Origin of the sequence: Paramicrobacterium chengjingii (genome assembly GCF_011751765.2) — a bacterium.
In the GTDB taxonomy this organism is placed as follows: Bacteria; Actinomycetota; Actinomycetes; order Actinomycetales; family Microbacteriaceae; genus Paramicrobacterium; species Paramicrobacterium chengjingii.
The window spans coordinates 3,049,711-3,068,493 of sequence record NZ_CP061169.1; the positions used below are offsets into that span (position 1 = coordinate 3,049,711).

At 61.6% G+C, this 18,783-nt stretch carries 21 protein-coding genes; 14 read left to right on the top strand and 7 right to left on the bottom strand.

What is annotated here, in order from left to right; all coding sequences use genetic code 11:
* Positions 1–18: 18 nt before the first annotated feature.
* From HCR76_RS14760 to HCR76_RS14775, 4 genes are read right to left on the bottom strand one after another with little or no spacing between them, the layout of a single operon-like run.
* A complete protein-coding gene (locus HCR76_RS14760; protein ID WP_244971417.1) occupies positions 19–1,767 on the bottom strand; it encodes an ABC transporter permease in 1,749 nt (582 codons plus the stop codon).
* Entirely contained in the window at positions 1,764–2,915 is a 1,152-nt protein-coding gene (locus HCR76_RS14765) for an ABC transporter ATP-binding protein (protein ID WP_166987644.1), read from the bottom strand. The genes HCR76_RS14760 and HCR76_RS14765 overlap by 4 nt, the downstream gene beginning before the upstream one ends.
* Positions 2,912–3,628, bottom strand: a complete 717-nt coding sequence (locus HCR76_RS14770; RefSeq protein ID WP_166987642.1) for a PIG-L deacetylase family protein — start codon at positions 3,626–3,628, stop codon at positions 2,912–2,914. The genes HCR76_RS14765 and HCR76_RS14770 overlap by 4 nt, the downstream gene beginning before the upstream one ends.
* Positions 3,625–4,452, bottom strand: coding sequence for an NAD(P)-dependent oxidoreductase (locus HCR76_RS14775; RefSeq protein ID WP_166987640.1), 828 nt, complete (start codon positions 4,450–4,452; stop codon positions 3,625–3,627). The genes HCR76_RS14770 and HCR76_RS14775 overlap by 4 nt, the downstream gene beginning before the upstream one ends.
* Before the next feature lie 162 nt (positions 4,453–4,614).
* On the opposite strand from HCR76_RS14775, the gene HCR76_RS14780 reads away from it, so the two are divergent.
* From HCR76_RS14780 to HCR76_RS14820, 9 genes are all read left to right on the top strand, one after another.
* Positions 4,615–5,268 (top strand): GntR family transcriptional regulator, encoded by a 654-nt coding sequence (locus HCR76_RS14780; RefSeq protein WP_166987638.1) that lies wholly within the window; start codon positions 4,615–4,617, stop codon positions 5,266–5,268.
* A gap of 111 nt (positions 5,269–5,379) precedes the next feature.
* Positions 5,380–6,351 (top strand): DUF6282 family protein, encoded by a 972-nt coding sequence (locus HCR76_RS14785; RefSeq protein WP_166987636.1) that lies wholly within the window; start codon positions 5,380–5,382, stop codon positions 6,349–6,351.
* Positions 6,348–7,115 carry an ABC transporter ATP-binding protein gene (locus HCR76_RS14790; RefSeq protein ID WP_166987634.1) on the top strand — a complete coding sequence of 256 codons (768 nt, stop codon included), beginning with the start codon at positions 6,348–6,350 and terminating at the stop codon, positions 7,113–7,115. The genes HCR76_RS14785 and HCR76_RS14790 overlap by 4 nt, the downstream gene beginning before the upstream one ends.
* Entirely contained in the window at positions 7,112–7,975 is an 864-nt protein-coding gene (locus tag HCR76_RS14795; protein WP_235934586.1) for an ABC transporter permease, read from the top strand. Before HCR76_RS14790 ends, HCR76_RS14795 begins: the two co-directional genes overlap by 4 nt.
* A gap of 46 nt (positions 7,976–8,021) precedes the next feature.
* Positions 8,022–9,068 carry an ABC transporter substrate-binding protein gene (locus tag HCR76_RS14800; protein ID WP_166987632.1) on the top strand — a complete coding sequence of 349 codons (1,047 nt, stop codon included), beginning with the start codon at positions 8,022–8,024 and terminating at the stop codon, positions 9,066–9,068.
* A 2-nt stretch (positions 9,069–9,070) separates the two neighbouring features.
* On the top strand, positions 9,071–9,670 hold the full coding sequence (locus HCR76_RS14805; RefSeq protein WP_166987630.1) for an RraA family protein: 600 nt from the start codon (positions 9,071–9,073) through the stop codon (positions 9,668–9,670).
* 136 nt (positions 9,671–9,806) lie between these two features.
* A complete protein-coding gene (locus tag HCR76_RS14810) occupies positions 9,807–10,343 on the top strand; it encodes a Dps family protein (RefSeq protein ID WP_166987628.1) in 537 nt (178 codons plus the stop codon).
* 101 nt (positions 10,344–10,444) lie between these two features.
* Positions 10,445–10,996, top strand: coding sequence for an OsmC family protein (locus HCR76_RS14815; protein WP_166987625.1), 552 nt, complete (start codon positions 10,445–10,447; stop codon positions 10,994–10,996).
* Positions 10,993–12,648 carry a sodium:solute symporter family protein gene (locus HCR76_RS14820; RefSeq protein WP_166987622.1) on the top strand — a complete coding sequence of 552 codons (1,656 nt, stop codon included), beginning with the start codon at positions 10,993–10,995 and terminating at the stop codon, positions 12,646–12,648. Before HCR76_RS14815 ends, HCR76_RS14820 begins: the two co-directional genes overlap by 4 nt.
* A gap of 28 nt (positions 12,649–12,676) precedes the next feature.
* Here HCR76_RS14820 and HCR76_RS14825 read toward each other — a convergent pair whose 3' ends face one another.
* Positions 12,677–14,272, bottom strand: coding sequence for an FAD-dependent monooxygenase (locus HCR76_RS14825; protein WP_166987619.1), 1,596 nt, complete (start codon positions 14,270–14,272; stop codon positions 12,677–12,679).
* Positions 14,273–14,390: 118 nt separating this feature from the next.
* Here HCR76_RS14825 and HCR76_RS14830 point away from each other — a divergent pair, with 118 nt between their 5' ends.
* Together HCR76_RS14830 and HCR76_RS14835 are read left to right on the top strand one after the other, a co-directional pair.
* On the top strand, positions 14,391–15,002 hold the full coding sequence (locus HCR76_RS14830) for a TetR/AcrR family transcriptional regulator (RefSeq protein ID WP_166987616.1): 612 nt from the start codon (positions 14,391–14,393) through the stop codon (positions 15,000–15,002).
* A gap of 20 nt (positions 15,003–15,022) precedes the next feature.
* The gene (locus HCR76_RS14835; protein WP_166987613.1) at positions 15,023–15,160 is read left to right on the top strand and encodes a hypothetical protein; all 138 of its coding nucleotides are present in this window, start codon (positions 15,023–15,025) and stop codon (positions 15,158–15,160) included.
* 11 nt (positions 15,161–15,171) lie between these two features.
* Here the strand turns inward: HCR76_RS14835 and HCR76_RS14840 are convergent, their stop codons facing one another.
* Positions 15,172–16,026 (bottom strand): SDR family oxidoreductase, encoded by an 855-nt coding sequence (locus HCR76_RS14840; protein ID WP_166987610.1) that lies wholly within the window; start codon positions 16,024–16,026, stop codon positions 15,172–15,174.
* 84 nt (positions 16,027–16,110) lie between these two features.
* On the opposite strand from HCR76_RS14840, the gene HCR76_RS14845 reads away from it, so the two are divergent.
* Positions 16,111–16,842 (top strand): TetR/AcrR family transcriptional regulator, encoded by a 732-nt coding sequence (locus HCR76_RS14845; protein WP_166987607.1) that lies wholly within the window; start codon positions 16,111–16,113, stop codon positions 16,840–16,842.
* 23 nt (positions 16,843–16,865) lie between these two features.
* On the opposite strand, the gene HCR76_RS14850 is transcribed toward HCR76_RS14845, so the two are convergent.
* On the bottom strand, positions 16,866–17,744 hold the full coding sequence (locus HCR76_RS14850) for a helix-turn-helix transcriptional regulator (RefSeq protein WP_166987604.1): 879 nt from the start codon (positions 17,742–17,744) through the stop codon (positions 16,866–16,868).
* Positions 17,745–17,845: 101 nt separating this feature from the next.
* On the opposite strand from HCR76_RS14850, the gene HCR76_RS14855 reads away from it, so the two are divergent.
* Positions 17,846–18,538, top strand: a complete 693-nt coding sequence (locus HCR76_RS14855) for an SDR family NAD(P)-dependent oxidoreductase (protein ID WP_166987601.1) — start codon at positions 17,846–17,848, stop codon at positions 18,536–18,538.
* Between the two features lie 25 nt (positions 18,539–18,563).
* Positions 18,564–18,779, top strand: coding sequence for a hypothetical protein (locus HCR76_RS14860; RefSeq protein WP_166987598.1), 216 nt, complete (start codon positions 18,564–18,566; stop codon positions 18,777–18,779).
* The last annotated feature ends 4 nt before the right edge of the window (positions 18,780–18,783 follow it).

Below are 18,783 nucleotides of genomic sequence, written 5' to 3' on the forward strand. Positions count from 1 at the left end.
CAATTCCTCTCTGAATTGCTATCTGGTGTTACGTGGGTCGGCGCCGAATCGGCGAGCGATGTAGGCAAGCACGAAGATCACAACGCAATAGAGCAGGCTGGTAGCCGCGCTGCGCTGCAAGATCCCGTTCTCAAAGTCGTCGAAGATCACGATTGAGATGAGCCGCGTGTCCGTCGTAAAGAGGAACAACGGCACGGTGAGCTCACGCATCGACAGCATGAGCAGAAGCAGAAACGTCGAGGTAAGAGGGACGCGCAAGAGCGGAACAGTCACCTTCCAGATCGCACGTATACGACCGGCACCATGCATCACAGCACTGTCTTCGAGGTCTCGATGGATCTGCAGAATCGATGAGCTCGCCCCTTGATAGCCCTGCGGCATCTGAGCTGCGATGAACGCGATGATGAGCACGAGCAGAGTGCCGTATACAGGAAGCGGCAACATCAGCCAGGTCCAAAGCAGGCCAAGACCAAGAACAATCGACGGCACCGCCAGCGGCAGCATGCTGATGTACCCCAGCCCGTTGCGCCCCGGAAGCGTCGTGCGGTTCACGAGATAGGAAACGATGAACGACAGGAGCGTTCCGATCAAAGCCGCGGCAATGGCGACGACGACCGAATTGACTGTTGCTCTCAAAACAACATCATTGCTGAGGGCCTCGATAAAGGCTCCCAACCCGAGCGCGTCGGAGCTGAATGCACCGAGAACCGTATTGACGTATGGCGACTCGTGAATCGTGACAAAAAGGAGCGCCAGCATCGGCAGAACTGTGGAGAGCACGAAGTACACGCAGCCGATCACAAGAGCTGGAATACGAAACCAGCCCAGATTGACAGGCGTCAACCTCAGACCCTTTCCCGAGACCGTCGTGTAGGTGCGCTTCGATACGATTCTGCGCTGGATCGCTGTGACGATCAGCACGATGACGACAAGCGCGATTGCGACAGCGGCTGCCTCGTTGCCGCGTGCGGGAGCCGCGTTCATGAGGCGGTAGATGTAGGTCGGAAGAGTATCGACGCGCCCCGCGTTGCCGACGATCTGGGCCACGGGGAAGTTCTCCACCGTGAGCGTAAAAATCAGGATTGCCGCCCCCAGGATTGCCGGAAGGGAAAGCGGAAACGTGATTTTTCGCAACACGGTTCTCGGTGACGATCCGTGTACCCGTGCCGCCTCCTCGAGGTCGGGGTTCATCAGACTCAACGATGAGTGAATGAGGAGGAACGCATAGGGCGCGTAATAGATGCCGAGTACGAAGATGAGGCCCGTGATGTTGAAGATATCGGCGATGGCCGGAACCCCGAGATCGCGCGCCAGGATGTTGAGTAGCCCTGCGTTCGGGCCGGCAAGCAGCGACCAGGCCAGCGCCCCGACGTATGACGGCAAGAACATCGGAACAAGTCCGACGAAGTAGAGGAACCGACGGGCCGGAGCGTTCGTGCGTGCAGCGACGAACGCCAGGAATGCTCCGACGGCAAGCGCGAGCAGCGAAGAGCCGACGCCGACGATCAACGAATTGACCGCGGCACCGCGTACACCGGGGCCAAGCAGCGTCGCGAAGTTCTTGAGTGTGAGATTGACGAGGTCAATGTTGCCCGGCCTCGGCGTCGATGTGCTGAACGCGGAGATAACGACGAGAGCGATGGGCAGGAGGATCAGTACTGCGAGGACACCATAGAGGATCACGGGAACGGTCACGCGTCGGGCGCTCGACCGCGCGCGCCCGGCCGCGCGTGCGCCGCGCGAGATCTCTGTCTGCTCAGCAGTCACGAGCGCGACACTCCCAACGCAGCGGTGCTCTCTGGAACGAAGTCCCCGGCCACCGCAGTATCGACGCCCTCCACGTCGAGAGGCAGAACCTGGATGGCACCCGCAGCGATGCCCACGGGGGTTCCGCTGCCCGCTTCTCGCTCGACGAGCTGGTGTTTGCTCCCCAAAATGTGCAACTCAGCGCCGCCCTCGATGCGCACGCGGTATGCGGCGGTCGCCCCTTGAAACTCGCGCGTGACGATTTCTCCAACGAGGACGTTCTCCGTAGCGGCGGCCGCGGTCTCACCGATCACGATGTCTTCGGCTCTGATGCAGGCGCGCAAAGAACCCGAGTGCTCGTAGCGCTCGACTCTCAGTCGCTGATCGGAGCCAACGAGTTGCACCGTGTTCGAGTCCACTGCCGTGACGGGAAGGCTATTCGTCACACCGAGAAAATCAGCGATAGATGCGCTAAGCGGTCGCGAATAGATCTCATTCGGCGTGCCGATTTGCACGATTCTTCCGAACTGCATCATTGCTATGCGATCGGCGAGAGCCAGAGCCTCTTCCTGGTCGTGCGTGACATAGATCGACGTCAGCCCCAATCGAGACTGAAGCTCACGAAGATCACCTCTCAGACGCTGTCTGAGTCGTGCATCGAGGTTCGACAACGGCTCGTCAAGGAGCATCACCGACGGCGCCATGACGAGACTTCGTGCCAGGGCGACTCGCTGCATCTGACCGCCAGAGAGCATGCTTGCCCCACGGTCAGCAAAGCCCTCCAACCCAACGATCTCGAGAGTCTCGTGCACTTTCCGCTTGATCTCTGATCTCGACGTTCGTTTCATCTGAAGCGAGAACGCGACGTTCTCGAACACGGTCATGTGCGGCCAGATCGCATATGACTGGAACACCATGCCGATGTTCCGCTTATGGGACGGACGATCGATGCCGCGGTCGCTGTCGAATAGAGTTTGATCTCCGACGGTGATCGTGCCCGTGTCGGGCGTCTCCAGGCCGGCAATACAGCGCATCGTGCTCGTCTTGCCACATCCCGACTGCCCGAGCAGCACGAGCGCTTCGCCTTCCGCGATCTCGAGACCCAGCTTCTCCACGGCGACTGTGTCGCCATAGCTCAGAGTGAGATCGCTGACGCGGATATGACTCATAGCGACTCCACGACGTTGGGAACGATGCGCTGGAACGCTTCCGCCTGACGTATCTCTTTGTTGCCCGTCACCTTGCGCGCATGATTCCCGCGGTGCTCGGCGCGTTCGGCATAGTACTGCTGAAGGTACGACTGCGCCTTCATCGCCGACATCGCCTGCTTCTTCTTGTCGAAGACGCTCGTGATGTCGACGAAGACCGATGGCACAAATCCGCAGAGGTCAGGTTGATGTGGCTCGAAGACAAGAAACTCACTCGGCGGAGCCGTGCGGAACCCAGCCTCCACCACGGCCCCTGCCGTGAGGAGCCTCGCCTTGGCGACGACCGTAAACGCGACGGGGTGGTCAGGGTTGAATGGATCCTTGTCCACGTGCGTGAGAACGATATGAGGCGCATAGTCGCGCATCAGGTCTGCGAGTCGATCGACCCCCGTCTGGTCGACGTTCAGTGGGTAGTCGCCGAGATCAAGAGACTCGAAGGTTGCTCCGACCGCCGCCGCTGCTTCAGTCGCCTCGGCGTGACGATGCTTCTTGACGTTCTCTTCCGTCTGCCCTGGAATCTTCCAGAGCTCTCCCGATTCTCCGCGTTCACCGTACGAGAGCGAGATGACGCGTGCTTCTCCCCCGCTTTCTGTGTGCTTTGCGATCGCGCCAGCCGCGCGCCAGACGAAATCGGCACTGTGAGCTCCGACAACCAGCATTCTCCGTGTGCTCATGCGTGGGAGGTGTCCTTTCCATGTCTCGAGGCGGGCGATGACCCGGCTCCTGATCGTGATTCATCGCGCAGCTGCGATAGCCACGCGTGAGCGGCCTTGGTGGACCAGTTCGGCGCACCAAGGGAGTCGAGGTATGCAGCGGCATCCTCAGTTTCGTGAGTGCGCCGATCGGCATGTTCACGCGAACCTGTGATGAGGCGTTCGATGAGTGCGTGCGGATCACCGCTGAATTCGGCGGCGATCTGATCGCGCAGCCATTCCCGCTGGCCGGCGCTCTCTGCCGCAGTGTCGCTTTCGAGAATGACGGCGGCGAGGCCCTTCATGAAGACGCTGCGGAGGAGTTTTCGGCCAGCGGCATCTCCTGCCGCACCGCCAATCGACTCGACCGGCGCCCCCGTCTGCTTCATGACTTGGGCAAAGCGGTCCGCCCCGTCGCCGCTCGCCATAAGCGGAGTGAGAACCCCGCCGCGTGGCACTGGGGCGAGCACCGCGACATCGGCGAAGAGGATCTGATGCTTCTGCGCAACCTCCGACATCGTCGATTTGAGGTCAGGTGAACCGGTATTGAAATCGGCAAACACTGCCCCGGGAGCCATCGCGGCGATGGCATCCGCGCCCACGTTGAGCGCCGCACGCGCGCCGACAAGACTCACGACGAGCGTGGCATCGGATACTGCGCCCTCCACGGTCGACGCCTGAGCGATTCCTTCCGCGTCAAGACGCGTATATGGGTCGAAACCCGCAACGGTGAAGCCGGCATCCCTCATGCCTCGGGCGTACAGCCCGCCAGCTTCGCCCAGCCCGATGATCGCGACGGTGGTCATCAACGTTCCTCCCTCGATCCATGAGTCTCGGGAGAGAACGTATTACATTGTCAACAATTCTGCAACCAAAAATGCTTTCGTAATTGGTAAGCATTAATACGTCAAATGTAATCATTTTTGTTTACAGTTAGTTCAACACTGTCGATCACCAGGGGGATTCAGGTGCCCAAGACCGCAACGACTCAGCGACACGACGGGGCATTCGTCACAGACAAACTTCGCCGCGCCATCACGGCGGGAGAGCTGGCTCCAAACCAACGCCTGATCGAGGCTGATCTCACCGAGCAGTATGACGCCAGTCGCGGAGCCGTTCGCCTAGCCCTCGCCAACCTCGCAGCAGAGGGCCTGGTCGAGCGCATCCAGAATCGCGGCTCACGAGTGCGTGCCATTGACCTCGACGAGGCGCTCGAGATCGTTGAATTGCGCGCAGCACTCGAGTCCATTTGCGCTGCCAAGGCCGCCGAACGAGCAGATGGTGCGGGAATCGCCAAGCTTCATGCCGTCGGCGAGCGCATGAGCGCTGCCGTGGAGGCCGGCGACAGCGAGACCTATTCCGAAGGCAACCGTGAGCTGCACGAGCTCATTCTCACGCTCAGCCAGATGAAAGTCGCGCCCGGAGTGGTGAGTCGCCTCCGAGCTCAGAACGTGCGGTACCGCATCCGCCTAGCAAGGCACCACAATCGCCCGGCCGTATCGCTGCCTGAGCATCTTGAGATTATCGATGCCATCAGCGCGCACGACAGCGATCGTGCGGCAGCAGCAATGGGCGCGCACTTGAGGAGCGTTTTGAACGCCACTCGCGAATACTTTTCCTAGGCCGCCGTCAGCAACGTATAGCCAAAATTGCTTCCTGCGAGAACTCGTCGTTGACACTGTCTACAAAAATGTTGACAATGTAGAGAACGAAATTGATCGCAAAGGAGCGCCATGACTGCACACCCGCAGCCCAGTGAACAAGCACGCGAGCTCGTAACGGGCGCTTACGACGTCCACGTGCACATCGCACCAGACGTTATGAAACGCCGCATTTCGGATCTCGACCTTGCCGTGCGCTTTGCCGAGCTCACGATGGCCGGCTTCGTGCTGAAGTCTCACTACGTTCCCACTGCCGAACGAGCGAGCGTTGTCAGGGCGGTCCACCCCGAGGTCGACGTGCTCGGCGCCATCACGCTCAACGCAGCAGTCGGCGGCATGAACCCCGTCGCCGTCGAGATCGCGGGTCGAAGCGGTGCGCAGTTCGTCTGGCTGCCAACAGTCGACAGCGACAATCAGAGGAGTTGTCTCGCAGAGGAACCCGAGGGCGCCACTCCACCGATGTGGGCACAGCTGCAGCAGGATCTTCGAGATGCGGGCATAGACAGCCCGTCCGTCGACGTCGTCGATTCACACGGCCAGATCACACGCGAAACCCTGCAGGTGCTCGACGTGATTGCCAAACACGACATGACGCTTGCAACGGGCCACCTTCACGGGGATGAATCGTCGATCGTCGTCGACGCGGCTCGGGAGCGCGGCGTGCGACGAATTGTGATCACCCATCCGGAGTTCACCTCACAGCGCATCTCGGTGGAGAACCAGCGAAACTTCATTCCCTCTGGCGCACTCCTCGAGCGCTGCTTCACGACACCGCTGACGGGGAAAGTCAGTTGGGACGATTGGCTCGGCAACATTCGGGCGACCGGACCCGAGAATTCCGTCATCAGCTCTGACCTCGGTCAACCATTCAACCCACCCGTCGAAGACGGCTTGGCGCTCGCGGCCGACGTGCTTCTCACAGACGGCTTCTCTCCCGACGACGTGCGCCTGATGACAGTGCACAATTCGCGGTGGCTTGCGGGAGCTTCTGCACTTGAAGGCGCACCAGCCGAACACATCGAGGCACGGGGAGTGCGGAAATGACCACGGTCCTCGAGATCGAGCACCTCACAAAAGAGTTTCAACGCGACGACGTCGCGACGGTTGCGCTCCGCGACTTCAGCCTGACGATTGAGCGCGGAACATTCGTGACTGTTCTCGGCCGGTCAGGATGCGGAAAATCGACAATGCTCAACCTCCTTTCCGGACTATCGAAACCCACGTCGGGTCGAGTTCTGCACAACGGCAACGCCCATACGCGCCCCACTCCCGAGATCGGCTACCTGACGCAGAGCGATACGCTCATGCCGTGGCGCACGGTGCTTCGCAACGTCGAGATGCCACTCGAGATCGCCGGCCGCGAGAAGACAGAGCGCAGCGAGCTCGCGCGCGACCTCATCTCCCGAGTCGGGCTCGACGGTTTCGCCGACAGCTACCCTCGTGAGCTCTCAGGCGGAATGAGACGTCGCGCAAGCCTTGCACGGATGCTCGCCTACGGCGCAGAGACGATCCTCATGGACGAGCCATTCGGCGCGCTCGATGCCCAATTGCGAACCGAGCTCCAGGGCGAACTTCTCCGTCTCTGGTCGCAAACGGGTCAAACCATCATTTTCGTCACGCACGACATCGACGAGGCGCTGCTGCTCGGTGACCGCGTAGTCGTGCTCGGCCCTCTGGGCAGGATCCTTCTTGATCGCGAGATCGATATTGCGCGACCTCGCGATCCCGACAGCACGACTGTCGATCCCCGATTCATCGAGTTGCATCTCGAACTAGCAAACGCTCTCAAAGAAGGGGCACGGCAGTGACTGCCGCGCAGACCATCACCATGAACGACACAGCCCGAACCCCCGCGGCCAGCGGTCCCGTCAAAGAAGCTCGCAAACGCACCTGGTGGGGAAAGAACGGTCGCCAAACATCAGTCTGGATGCTGCGAGTCGCGCTGTTTCTCATATTCCTCGTCGCGTGGTACATCGCAAGTCTCGTTGTTCCGAACCCGATGTTCATCTCCACCCCCGTCGCTGTGTGGAACCAGCTGGTGGAGTGGATCGTCGACGGCACAATTGTCTTTCACTCGTGGATCACGATTCAGGAGGTGGCTCTCGGATACGTTATCGGTGTTCTCACGGGTGCCGTCGCCGGGTTCATCCTCGCTTCCATCCATCTCATTTACGACGTGTTCGAGCCGTTCATGATGGCCCTGTACTCAATTCCAAAAGTGGCGTTGGCCCCGCTGTTCATCGTGTGGTTCGGTATCGGGATCGATATGAAGATCATCCTCGCCGCCGTGAGCGTCTTCTTCCTTGTCTTCCTGAACACGGCATCCGGCGTGAGGGAAGTCGATCGTGGCCTCATCGATGCCGTCCGGCTGATGGGCGGCAATAAACGAGATGTGGCATTCAAAGTTGTGCTGCCCGCGTCGATGGCGGGTCTGCTGACGGGCCTGAAGGTCTCGATCCCGTATGCGCTTATCGGGGCAGTGATCGGAGAACTTGTCGCATCGAACCGCGGACTCGGCTATCTCATCAACGATTCTGCGGCCCAATTCAACACGGCCGGCGTCTTCGCTGCTGTCGCCGTACTGACAGTTCTCGCGATGCTGCTCAACGGCGTCGTCGCTCTCATCTCGACTCGCACCAACCGGTGGAAGCCCTTGGGCGAAGCGTAAGTCGCAGCATCCACACCATCACAACTCAGTGAGGAGTTCATCAATCATGACAAAACACAGCACACGACGACTCGTAAAGTCGTTCGCCGCAGCAGCGGCAGTTCTCGGGCTCGGACTCTCGATGACAGCCTGCTCGGGCGGCGGCGGGAGCGGAGGCAGCGGTGACGCCGACACTCTCAATGTCGGGCAGATCAGCGACTCAATCGCGTTCTTCCCGCTGTACGTCGCCGAAGAGAATGGCTATTTTGACGATGAGGGCGTCAATCTCGGCGAACGCCCGCGTCTGGGAACCGGCGCAAAGCTTGCCGCCGCGTTGACGTCGGGGTCCATCGACATTGCCGCTGGCGTCATCACCGACGCGTTCAATCTGCACGAGAACAACGACAAGACGCGGATCACCGGTTCTCTCGTGACCGAATACTACGTCGACATCATCGTCGGCCCCGACTACGAAGGACCGGGAGCTGATGCGCCACTCGAAGAGCGTGTGACGTCTCTTGTGGGAAAGAACATCGGAATCACGGGTCCGGGCTCCGGAACCGAGGCTCTCGTGAAGTATCTGTTCCAGTCAATTGACAAGGATCCCGCCAAAGACTCGACTCTCGTCAACCTCGGCGGGTCGACGACGGGGGCGCTTGGGGCGCTGTCAGAGGGTCAGGTTGATGCGCTTGCGTTCTTCCAGCCTGTTGGGCAGATGGCCGAGTCGCAAGATGTCGGAGAGATCTACATCTCGCCTCAACGCGGGGACATACCTGAGATGGCGGGTCAGCTTCATGGCACACTCTTCAGCACGACGACTGCGCTCGATGCGAAATCCGAGCAGATCAAGGGGTTCAACAAGGCGATCGACTCCGCGCTCGGCTTCATCGCCGACAACCCAGACGACGCGGCGAAGCTACTCAAGACCTATCTCAAGGCAACCGATCAGGCAACAGTGGATGCCCTCATCAAACTACTCCCCGAAGAGATGGCAACATCGACAACCGTGCCGCAGGACGGATACGAGAAGGCCGTGAACTTCCATGTCGATTCCGGTTTGATTCCAGAGGGTCCCGCGTACGACGACATTGTCTGGGACGAGGTGAAAGAGTAGCCATGCCCATTACCGAAAGCGAGATTCGCAATCGTCTCAGTTCCGTGGCTGTCAGCCAGATCGGTGACGTCATGGATCGACTCGGCCTTGTCGACAGCGCTATCTCTCCCGTGTGGAAAGGTGCTCGTTTCGTCGGACGCGCGGTGACGGTGTTGACCGCAGCGGGAGACAACAAGGTGATCCACGACGTGATCCCAACCTTGCGTGAGGGCGACGTGCTCGTTATCAATGGCCAGGGGTCGACGTCGCGAGCCTTGATCGGAGAGCTCATGGCCGAACGAGGGCAGCGCAAAGGCTGCGTCGCCTACGTCATCGACGGTGCGATCAGAGATGTCGACGAAATCGGTGAGCTTCGCTTTCCCGTCTATGCGCGGGCAATCACTCCCGCCGGACCCTATCGAAACGGCCCCGGACGAATTGGAGTGCCCGTGGCCATTGGTGGAGTGGTGGTCTCTCCTGGGGATTGGATCGTTGGGGACGCCGACGGCCTCGTCGTCATTTCGAACGACGATGTTGACGTTGTGCTCGTCGACGCCGAGCGCAAACGAGAGAAGGAAGCTCAGCAACAGCTCGACATCAGGGCCGGCCTGGTCGACGTGTGAACGTCCCGTGAAAACGCCCGGTCAGCGCTTGCGGCCGGGCGTTTTCACGTCTGGCACCATTCCCCTTTTCACCGGAGACGCCTAGTGTCGGGAGTACAGCGCAGTGGCGCTGCCGCCCGAACCACCGGAGGTTACCGTGAGCAAGAACGAAACCGTTGAAGTTCCCAGCGACGCAGGGCCCCGCCGCACACGACGACAGAACGCCGAACGCGGGTTCATCGCCCCAAAACGCCTGATTGACAGTTTGCAGAAAGTGCTCGTCGACTTGATCGAACTGCATCTTCAAGGCAAGCAGGCGCATTGGAACGTCGTGGGCACGAACTTCCGTGACACTCATCTGCTGCTCGACGAGATCGTTGCTACGGCGAGAGAAGCAAGTGACGATGTGGCTGAGCGCATGCGCGCACTCCATGCCATTCCCGACGGCCGATCAGAAATCGTCGCAGCCACCACGACATTGCCCAAGTTCCCACAGGGAGAGATCAGCACAACCGTCGTCGTCGATCTCATCACGGCTGCGATCGAGGCGACAGTCGGAACGATGCGAGACGTTCATGACGGTGTCGACGAAGACGACCCGACGACGGCAGACATTCTGCACGGAATTATCGAGCCGCTCGAGCAGTTTGCCTGGTTCGTCAGCGCCGAGACGCGCTCCCCGCGCAAAAAGTAGAGGGAGCTTCGGCGGGTCACGCCCCACCGTTCTGACTCTGGGACGTTACCGTTCATTACGTCTCGGTGGTGCTGACGCCACAGACGGCGTTGAATCGTCGCATGAGCACTTTCGCGCCCGCAGCCACAACGACCCCGAACGCCGACGAACCGCAGTTCAAATCTGTGCGCGCCCGCGGAACGTGGCAGACGCGAATGACCACCGACGTCAGCATCCGCGATTTCGAATTTCGCACAGACGAGCCTGAGCCTGCCGGCGGCACGAACAGTGCGCCGACACCCATGGAGTTCATCGCCGGCGCCCTCAACGGGTGCATCACCGTCGTGATCGAGTCCGTCGCCGCCGAGCTCAACCTCTCACTGCGTGCACTCGACACCGCTTCGCACGCCCACATGGACGTGCGCGGTTTTCACGGCACAGCCGACGTGTCACCCCATTTTCACGACTATGCCCTGACGATTCAGATCGATGTGGATGCTGACGACAGCCAGCGTGCCGAGCTGGTTCGGCTGAGCGAGAAGCGCTGCCCGGCGATCAACCTCGTGCGGGACGCCGGCGTCGACTTCACGATCGACTGGCAGTTCGTGCAGGCGGCGCAGGTGCCCGTTGTCAATCATGTGTCAGCAACCCAGTCCACCGGAATCGAGCAATGACCGCTCCGGGTCTCTGGACAATCGGGCTCGCGATCGGCTACACGATCGCTCTCGTTGTCGTCGGTCGTCTACTGCAACGTCGCGCAGCGGCATCCGATAAGGGTATTGCCAGCTTCTTCGTCGGCGGACGCAGCTTCAGCAAATGGACTGTGGCATTCTGCATTACCGGGCTGTTCTCTGGCTCAAGCTTCATTTCGATCATGGAGCTGAGCTACCGCACCGGCGTCTCTGCCATCTGTTACGGCATTGCCGAGACGGTGCAGGTGATTCTCATCGCGCTTCTGCTCGTCAAGCCACTTCGAGAGCGGCTCGTGGTCACCGTCACCGGAATCATCGGAGAGCGCTTTGGCCGGCTCGCACAGGGAATCTCGGGCACAATCACCGCGTTCACGTTCCCGATGTGGTCGGTCGCGACGGCAATCGCGTTCGCCTCTGCGCTGCACGCGTTCACCTCGCTGTCGATCTACGCCGCAATCGCCGTTACCGCGGTGCTTCTTCTGTTCTTCTTGTGGGCAGGTGGCATGCGCGCCGTCGCATTCACTCAGACCATGAACTGCGTCGTCTTTCTCGCAATGCTCGCCGTTGGAATCACTGCATTCCTCATCAACCCCGGCGTCGACGGGCTGGCGGAGCTCGCCCAGTCGCGACCGGAGATGGTCGATCCGACGAGCGCGGGCGTGACGCTCATTGCTGCCTGGTTCGGAACGTTCGTCGTGAATGTGCTGCTCGCGCAGGCCGCCTTTCAGATGAGCCTCTCGTGTCGCACTCCAGCCGACGGGCAGAAGGGCCTCTTCATCGCCGCCGGGCTCGGCTTGCCGCTCATTATTCTTGGCGTCGTTCTCGGCACGGCAGCCGCGATCGTTGTGCCAAACGAGGCGCTTCCGCTCGTCGCGACACCTCGATACATCGCAGAGGTGTTGCCCGCTCCCCTCACGGGAGTGTTCTTTCTCGGCATCTGGGCGTGCGCGCTTGGCTGGGCTGGCCCGTGCCAGTTCTCGGGTGCGACAAGTCTTGGCCGCGACGTCGGACGTGCCATCCGCCCCCACGCAACCGAGGCCGACCTTGTGCGGTACACCCGCTGGTCGCTCGTGCTGCTCACGATTCTCATGATCGGGTTCGCATTCCTGCGCACCGAGCAGGCTGCATGGTGGAATGTGCTGGCATGGACACTGCGCAATGGCGCAACGCTCGCTCCCGTGCTTGCGGCATTCTTCTGGCCGTTGGCCACGCGAAAGGCGGCGATTCCGGCGATGGTGGCGGGCTTCGTCTCGGGTCTGCTCTGGTATCACTGGGGCGCGTGGTCTCCCACGGAGTTCTTCCTCGGCATCCACCCGGTCTGGGTCGGCATGGCCACGAACGTTGTCGTGATGATCGCACTCACGCTCGTGAGCACACGGTGGACATGGACATCGGATGCCGCGGCACGCCGCCGTGGAACGGGCTTCGCGATTGCCACGGTCGCTGCGGCCGCAGTCACGATTCCCGCGGCTCCGTGGCTGCACGGTCTCGGGTTGTCTGGTCTCGCGTACTTCGCCGTACTCGCTGTTGCATCGACGACGGTCTTCTTCTGGACCGTTCCTGCCAGCAAACCGGATGCTGGAGCACCGTCCGGCAGCAACCTGAAATCAGAAGCTCAGGTCTCCGCCAACTGAGTTCACCGACCCGAAGCGCCCCGAGCGATCACCCGATAACACTCGTCGTCGCACGTGCCGGGGCGGCCACCGCTCTCAGCGCCTCGGTCAGCGCGACGGTGCTCTCGGTCGACTCTGATCTGGCACGCCACGCGATGTAACCATCGGGCCTCACGAGCACAGCACCGTGCGCATCTATGCCGTAAGCGTCACCGAATGCACCCGGCTCGACGGGGGCGACCTCATCGCCCATACGCACGATATCCATCGGAATTCCCAGCGACTCAGCTGCGTTGCGACCAGCGTCGCCCCACCGGTCATCCTCTGTCAGAAGCATCCACCTGCCACGAAACAGGTCTAACGTCGAGCGTTTCTCGCCGTCAACCATCACCCACACGTGAGGCGCACGCGTGCCGGGCTGCCCCTTCCACATGTCGGGCGTCTGAGCCGAGGGAAGGCTCGCGTCTGCATCGAGCACGGAGGATGAACGGTAAAGCTGACCGAGTTCGATCGCCGCGTCGTCGAGAACGGGCACACTCGATTCTCCCGTTTCGAGGTGAGCTTTGAAATCGGCCCGGGCGAACAGCTGATCGTGCCGCAGAAGCGCGATCGGCCGACGTTCGGCATCGTAGGTGTCGAGCAGATCCGTGTTCGATTCGCCGGCGAGCACGGCGGCTAATTTCCACGCGAGGTTGTGCGCGTCGTCGATTCCGGTATTCGCGCCAAATCCACCGCGGTTGGGCGGCAGCTGGTGTGCAGAGTCGCCCGCGAGAAACACACGCCCAGCCGAGAAGCGATCGGCAATCAGGGCACTCAGTTCCCAGCGGCCGCTCGTGATTAACTCGACAGGCACGTCATTTCGTCCGATTGCCGCCTTCACGAGATCGAGCTGCTCATCCGCGCTGCGCTCGATGTCGTCGCTGAGCATCAGCACCCACCGTCCGTCTGAGTATGTTGTCAGAAACGCGGTCAGCTCGGGCTGTTCGATGTCGAATTGAACGATCCCGTCCTGCAGGTATTCTTCAAGCGGCGCCCGAAACAGAATGCTGCGTTGTATGCTCAGATGCCCGCGCCCCGTCCTTTCGATGCCAAGGCCTTCGCGCACGCCACTGTCTCCGCCGTCCGCAGCAATGACGTAGTGCGCGTCAACGTCATATTCACGCCCGCTTTGGCGGTCACGCACCGTCGCGGTCACCCCGTCGTCTCTCTCAACCAGGTCACGCAGCTCGGTGCCGAGCCGCAGTTCAGCACCCAGTTCACGGGCACGATCGCGCAGAATCGGCTCCAGTTGATCCTGAGTGATCGCCTTTGCAGTCACGGGCGAGAACTCGGCTCCATACGAACCGTCTCCTCGTGGAGTCCACGGGTGCTCCTCGAACCATGTGCCTGCGAGGCTCTGCACGCGAGCACGTCCGGGAGGCCTCATGCCTTGCAAAGATGCGGGCACGTCAATGCCGACCTGGCGAAAGTGCTCGATCGTGCGGGTGGTGAACCCGATGGCACGCGGATGCTGCGAGCTCCCCGTGTGCTTATCGATCACGATCACCGGAACGTCATGCCACGCGAGAAACACAGCGGCCGAGAGCCCGACGAGGCTTCCTCCGATGATGAGCACAGGCGTCGTGGTGGTGTCGTTGACAGTCATATGGATCTTCCTTTCGGCGGACAAGCGTGCTCCCTGAAATCCAGGAAAACACAAGTGACTAATATTTGCAAGTCACTTACATTCGCAAACGACTTAAGACTTCCGCTATGCTGTCGTCATGAGCGTCGAACCAGCCGGGCGTCGGGAGAGAAAGAACCTGCAGACCCGCCGAGCACTTGCTGAAGCCGCCTTGGTGCTCTTCATGCGCAAGGGATACGACCAGGTCAGCGTCAAAGAGATCGCCGACGCCGTGGACATCTCGGTTCCTACCTTGTTTCGGCACGTTCCCGATGGAAAAGAAGCGCTGATCTTCGACGACGGCACCGAACGCCGCGAGAGCATCCTCGCGGCAGTTCATGAGCGGCGAGACGGGCAGACCGTCATCTCGGCGCTTCACGAATTCATGGCGAGCCGCGGACCCTTCGTGGCCCACCCGTCAGCCGAACTCCGCCGACGCACAGACCTCATTGTGAGCACGAAAGCCCTGCGCGACTACTCGCGCGTGCTCTGGGTTCGCTGCGAGGCTCCGCTTGCAGACGCCATAGCCGACGAGCTTGGTCGCCCCGCCAATGACGTCACCTCGCGCGCTCTTGCGCGGTACGTCCTTGAAACTCCGGAGCTTATCAGCGCCCACGACCCTGACCCGGCGGCTGCACTTGCCGAGGTATTCGAGCTGCTCGAGCGCGGAGTTCCCCGCTCATCATCATCGCGATCGTCCTCGCCGTCGTGATTTCGCGACGAGACTCGATCGTGCCGGAGCACCCGGCCCCCACAGGCATCCCCTCCCCCGAGACGCGCTTGCCTGCGATCGAAAGGTTGCGTCAACGCAAGGTCATCGGCGCCGCCGAATACGAGGCAAAGCGTGCCGAGAGTATCGGGCGGATCTAGCTCAACCAGGTTCAGCTCGCCAGTGATGCCAGAACCTCGCGCGCCGTCCGGGGTTCACGCCCGAGCAACTCACGTAGCGTCATAGCGGTGCCAGCAAAGTATCCGCCCGCCGCAGCCTGAAAGACGCCCAGCGTGAACTGGGCAGCGCGTTCGTTTGTGCCGCCATCAACCTGAGCGCCGACCCATTCGTCAGAGTCGAGCACCGAAACATGGATGCTGCGCCCAACGAGCTCCGACACGATTATCGCAATGTCGTCGAAGGTCGGCGCACTGCTCGCCGTGAGAGTGACCGGCCCGTCGTACCGACCATCGGAGGCGAGAATCAGCGATGCAGCTTCAGCGGCATCCTCTCGAGCGGTCCACGAGACGGGGCCAGTGCCCGGCACAGTGATCACTCCCGTCTCGCGCCAGGAACCAAGCAGCCACTGGAGGGAATGCGCGTAGAAACCGTTGCGCAGCGAGGTCCAGGCAACGCCTGACTCCTCGAGCATCCACTCGGTCGCCGCATGGTCGCGAGCCGGCGCAAATGGATTCTGCGGGTGAGCTCCCTGATGACTCGTATAGAGAATGCGGCCGACTCCCGCGGCAACGGCGCCATCGATGGCTGCCCGATGCAGGCTCACGGCATTGGCCATCGGATCGCTGGACGAGACCAGCAGCAGCTGATCTGCGCCGTTGAAAGCGTGGGGAAGGGTAGCTGGATCGTCGTAGTCGGCGCGACGCACCTCGATGCCGCGGTCGGCGAATCGCTGCGCCTTCTGCGGGTCACGCACGGCGACCGCAATGGTCTCAGGCGAGTGTGTCTCGAGTAGGTGATCGACAACGGCTCCGCCGAGGGCTCCCGTTGCTCCCGTGGCGACAATCATTGATACTCCTTGTACGCATATCGTTGAGAACAGGCTTACGTTATCACTGGAATATCACCGATAGCAATATGGCGATACCATTGGATGGTGGATGACATTTCGCACAGCCCAGAACAGACAGACGCACGATCTGCGATCATCGACGCCGCGGCGCGCCTTCTGAATGACAAGGGTGCGGATGCCGTCACGACGCGACGCGTCTCCGCCGAAGCTGGCGTCCAGCCGCCAACGCTCTACCGCATTTTCGGCGACAAGAACGGCCTGCTCGATGCCGTCGCCGAGCATGTGATGGCAGAGTTCGTCGCCGCCAAGTCGGCCACCGTCAGCGCCGCGCTGGCCAACGACACAGACCCTGTCGACGATCTGCGCGCCGGATGGGAGATGCAGATCGAGTTCGGTCTGCGCAATCCCGTGCTCTTCTCGCTGGTGAATGCGCCAGAGCGCGGTTCGGCATCGCCGGCAGCACAGGCGGGACTCGAGATTCTGCAGACTCGGGTGCATCGCGTGGCGGCGGCCGGCCGTCTGAGGGTCAGCGAACGTCGGGCGGTCGACCTCATCCGGTCGGCGGGATCGGGCGTCACATTCACACTGCTGACGACACCGCCAGACGACCGCGACCCCACGCTGGGCACGGCGATGATCGACGCTGTGCTGCGCGAGATTCTTGTCGACGCACCCGAAAGGCCCCGCGACAGCCGCCACGCGACCGCCGTTGCGTTTCGTGCGATCGCGCCAGAGCTCACTGCGTTGAGCGACGCAGAGCGCGGGTTGCTCGTCGATTGGCTCGACCGCGCAATCGACGGCGAGGCCCGCTGAGCACGGTGCCGGCAGACAGGATGCTACTCCGCGCTGACCCGAGCGGACGCACGGCTCGATGTCACAGCAGAGACACGAAGGAAATCGAGTTTTGCCGCGGCATCCGACCTCGTTGCCGCCGTGTAGGCCACGATGCGCACATCAGCTCCAGCTACCGTGAACACATCGCAGTCGAGCACGACGGTGCCGATGAGTCGATTGCGCACGACCTTGCGTTCTGACCTGTGTTCGCCCACCGCACCGCCCTGCCACAGACGCGCGAACGTCGTACTCGACGTCAGAAGTTCGTCGATGAGAATCGCCACGTTGCGATCGTCAGGGTAGCGGCCACGCACGCGCCGCAGATCGGCAACGAGCGACGCAGAGAACTCTCCGGTCGTCGATACAGCGGTGATCGACCCGGCCGGCGTCACTCCGTCAATCTCTGCAAAATGCCGGCGGAGCAGATTCCACTCGCTTCCAGCGCGCAATGAGGGGTCGTCGAGCAGCGCCTCCCAGAGAGGCGTCCACGTAATGAGATCCCAGGACGCTGAGAATACCGCGAGCGGAACTTCGCCGAGACGCGCCATCAGTCGCTGGGCACCCGGTGGAACGTGAGTCGGCACCGTGCGCGGTGACGGCGGGAGCAGCCCGGCGAGGATGTACAGATGGTCACGTTCGGCGTCACTCAGCTGCAGAGCCCGCGCCAGCGACGTGGCAACCTGCTCAGAAGGCCGGCGCGCACGACCCTGCTCGAGGCGCACCAGATAGTCAACGCTCACTCCGGCGAGCGCGGCGAGCTCTTCGCGCCGCAGCCCAGGTGACCGCCGCCCATTGCCGACAGGCAGACTGACGTCGACGGGCGAGAGGCGATCGCGCCACAGTCGAAGCATCGGGCCGAGGTCACCGTGCGCAGCATCCATAAATCAAGTCTCGCAGTGCGCCGGGAATTCTGGGTGGTACTGCCAGACCCCATGCAGAACCGTGCCACGACTGATCGGCACACGAGGCGAAGACTCGAAGCATGACAACGACACTGATCACCGGAGCGAACAAAGGCCTCGGATACGAAACCGCCCGCCGACTCATCGAGGCAGGGCACACGGTATGGATGGCTGCACGCGACGAGCAGCGCGGCCGCACGGCAGCCGACGAGCTGGGTGGTAGCTTCGTTCAACTCGACGTGACCGACGACCAGTCAGTGGCGGATGCTGCCGAGACAATCGCGAATGCCGGAGGTCTCGACGTGCTGATCAACAACGCGGGCATACACGGCGCTCTTGGCGACCCGATTCAACTGACCGCAGCTGACGCTCTCGACGTGTACAACACGAACGTCGCGAGCGTTGTGAGAATGACCCACGCATTCGTGCCGGTCCTGCGCGATTCAAGCATCCCGACAATCGTCAACGTGTCGAGTGGAATGGGATCGTTCACGTTCGTGCTCGACCCGGAACGCGTGGAATCAAGCCTGATCATGCCGCTCTATCAGTCGTCGAAGTCGGCTGTCACGATGCTTACCGTGCAATACGCGAAGGCGCTGCCCGATATGCGAGTGAACGCCGCGGATCCCGGCTACACCAAGACGGACTTCAACGAGGGACACGGCCACTTCACAGTGCAGGAGGGAACTGACGCGATCGTCGAGCTGGCGACCCGCGAAGGCTCAGGGCCGACAGGGACGATCATCGATCGCACGGGCGTTGTGCCCTTCTAGAGCACACAGGGCGTAGATTCGAAGCATGGCAAAGACGACGTGGAAAGAACTGTCAGCGGGAAAACGCACGTTCATCGTGCTGCTCATCATGGTGCAGCTCGCGCTCACGGGCGCCGCGCACGCTGACATCGCGAAGAGCCGTGAGAGTGAGCTGACAGCATCCAAGCGCACCTGGCGCATGATCTCGCTGATCGACGTCGTCGGCCCGCTTGCGTACTTTCTCGCGGGTCGCCGCCGCTAGCCGC

Bases quoted from the DNA above. Each gene is read 5' to 3' on its own strand.
- HCR76_RS14840 (WP_166987610.1), bottom strand. From the start codon at position 16,026: ATGATTGTCGCCACGGGAGCAACGGGAGCCCTCGGCGGAGCCGTTGTC.
- HCR76_RS14765 (WP_166987644.1), bottom strand. From the start codon at position 2,915: ATGAGTCATATCCGCGTCAGCGATCTCACTCTGAGCTATGGCGACACA.
- HCR76_RS14785 (WP_166987636.1), top strand. From the start codon at position 5,380: ATGACTGCACACCCGCAGCCCAGTGAACAAGCACGCGAGCTCGTAACG.
- HCR76_RS14790 (WP_166987634.1), top strand. From the start codon at position 6,348: ATGACCACGGTCCTCGAGATCGAGCACCTCACAAAAGAGTTTCAACGC.
- HCR76_RS14815 (WP_166987625.1), top strand. From the start codon at position 10,445: ATGAGCACTTTCGCGCCCGCAGCCACAACGACCCCGAACGCCGACGAA.
- HCR76_RS14830 (WP_166987616.1), top strand. From the start codon at position 14,391: ATGAGCGTCGAACCAGCCGGGCGTCGGGAGAGAAAGAACCTGCAGACC.
- HCR76_RS14825 (WP_166987619.1), bottom strand. From the start codon at position 14,272: ATGACTGTCAACGACACCACCACGACGCCTGTGCTCATCATCGGAGGA.
- HCR76_RS14845 (WP_166987607.1), top strand. From the start codon at position 16,111: ATGGTGGATGACATTTCGCACAGCCCAGAACAGACAGACGCACGATCT.
- HCR76_RS14850 (WP_166987604.1), bottom strand. From the start codon at position 17,744: ATGGATGCTGCGCACGGTGACCTCGGCCCGATGCTTCGACTGTGGCGC.
- HCR76_RS14860 (WP_166987598.1), top strand. From the start codon at position 18,564: ATGGCAAAGACGACGTGGAAAGAACTGTCAGCGGGAAAACGCACGTTC.
- HCR76_RS14770 (WP_166987642.1), bottom strand. From the start codon at position 3,628: ATGAGCACACGGAGAATGCTGGTTGTCGGAGCTCACAGTGCCGATTTC.
- HCR76_RS14800 (WP_166987632.1), top strand. From the start codon at position 8,022: ATGACAAAACACAGCACACGACGACTCGTAAAGTCGTTCGCCGCAGCA.
- HCR76_RS14775 (WP_166987640.1), bottom strand. From the start codon at position 4,452: ATGACCACCGTCGCGATCATCGGGCTGGGCGAAGCTGGCGGGCTGTAC.
- HCR76_RS14820 (WP_166987622.1), top strand. From the start codon at position 10,993: ATGACCGCTCCGGGTCTCTGGACAATCGGGCTCGCGATCGGCTACACG.
- HCR76_RS14805 (WP_166987630.1), top strand. From the start codon at position 9,071: ATGCCCATTACCGAAAGCGAGATTCGCAATCGTCTCAGTTCCGTGGCT.
- HCR76_RS14855 (WP_166987601.1), top strand. From the start codon at position 17,846: ATGACAACGACACTGATCACCGGAGCGAACAAAGGCCTCGGATACGAA.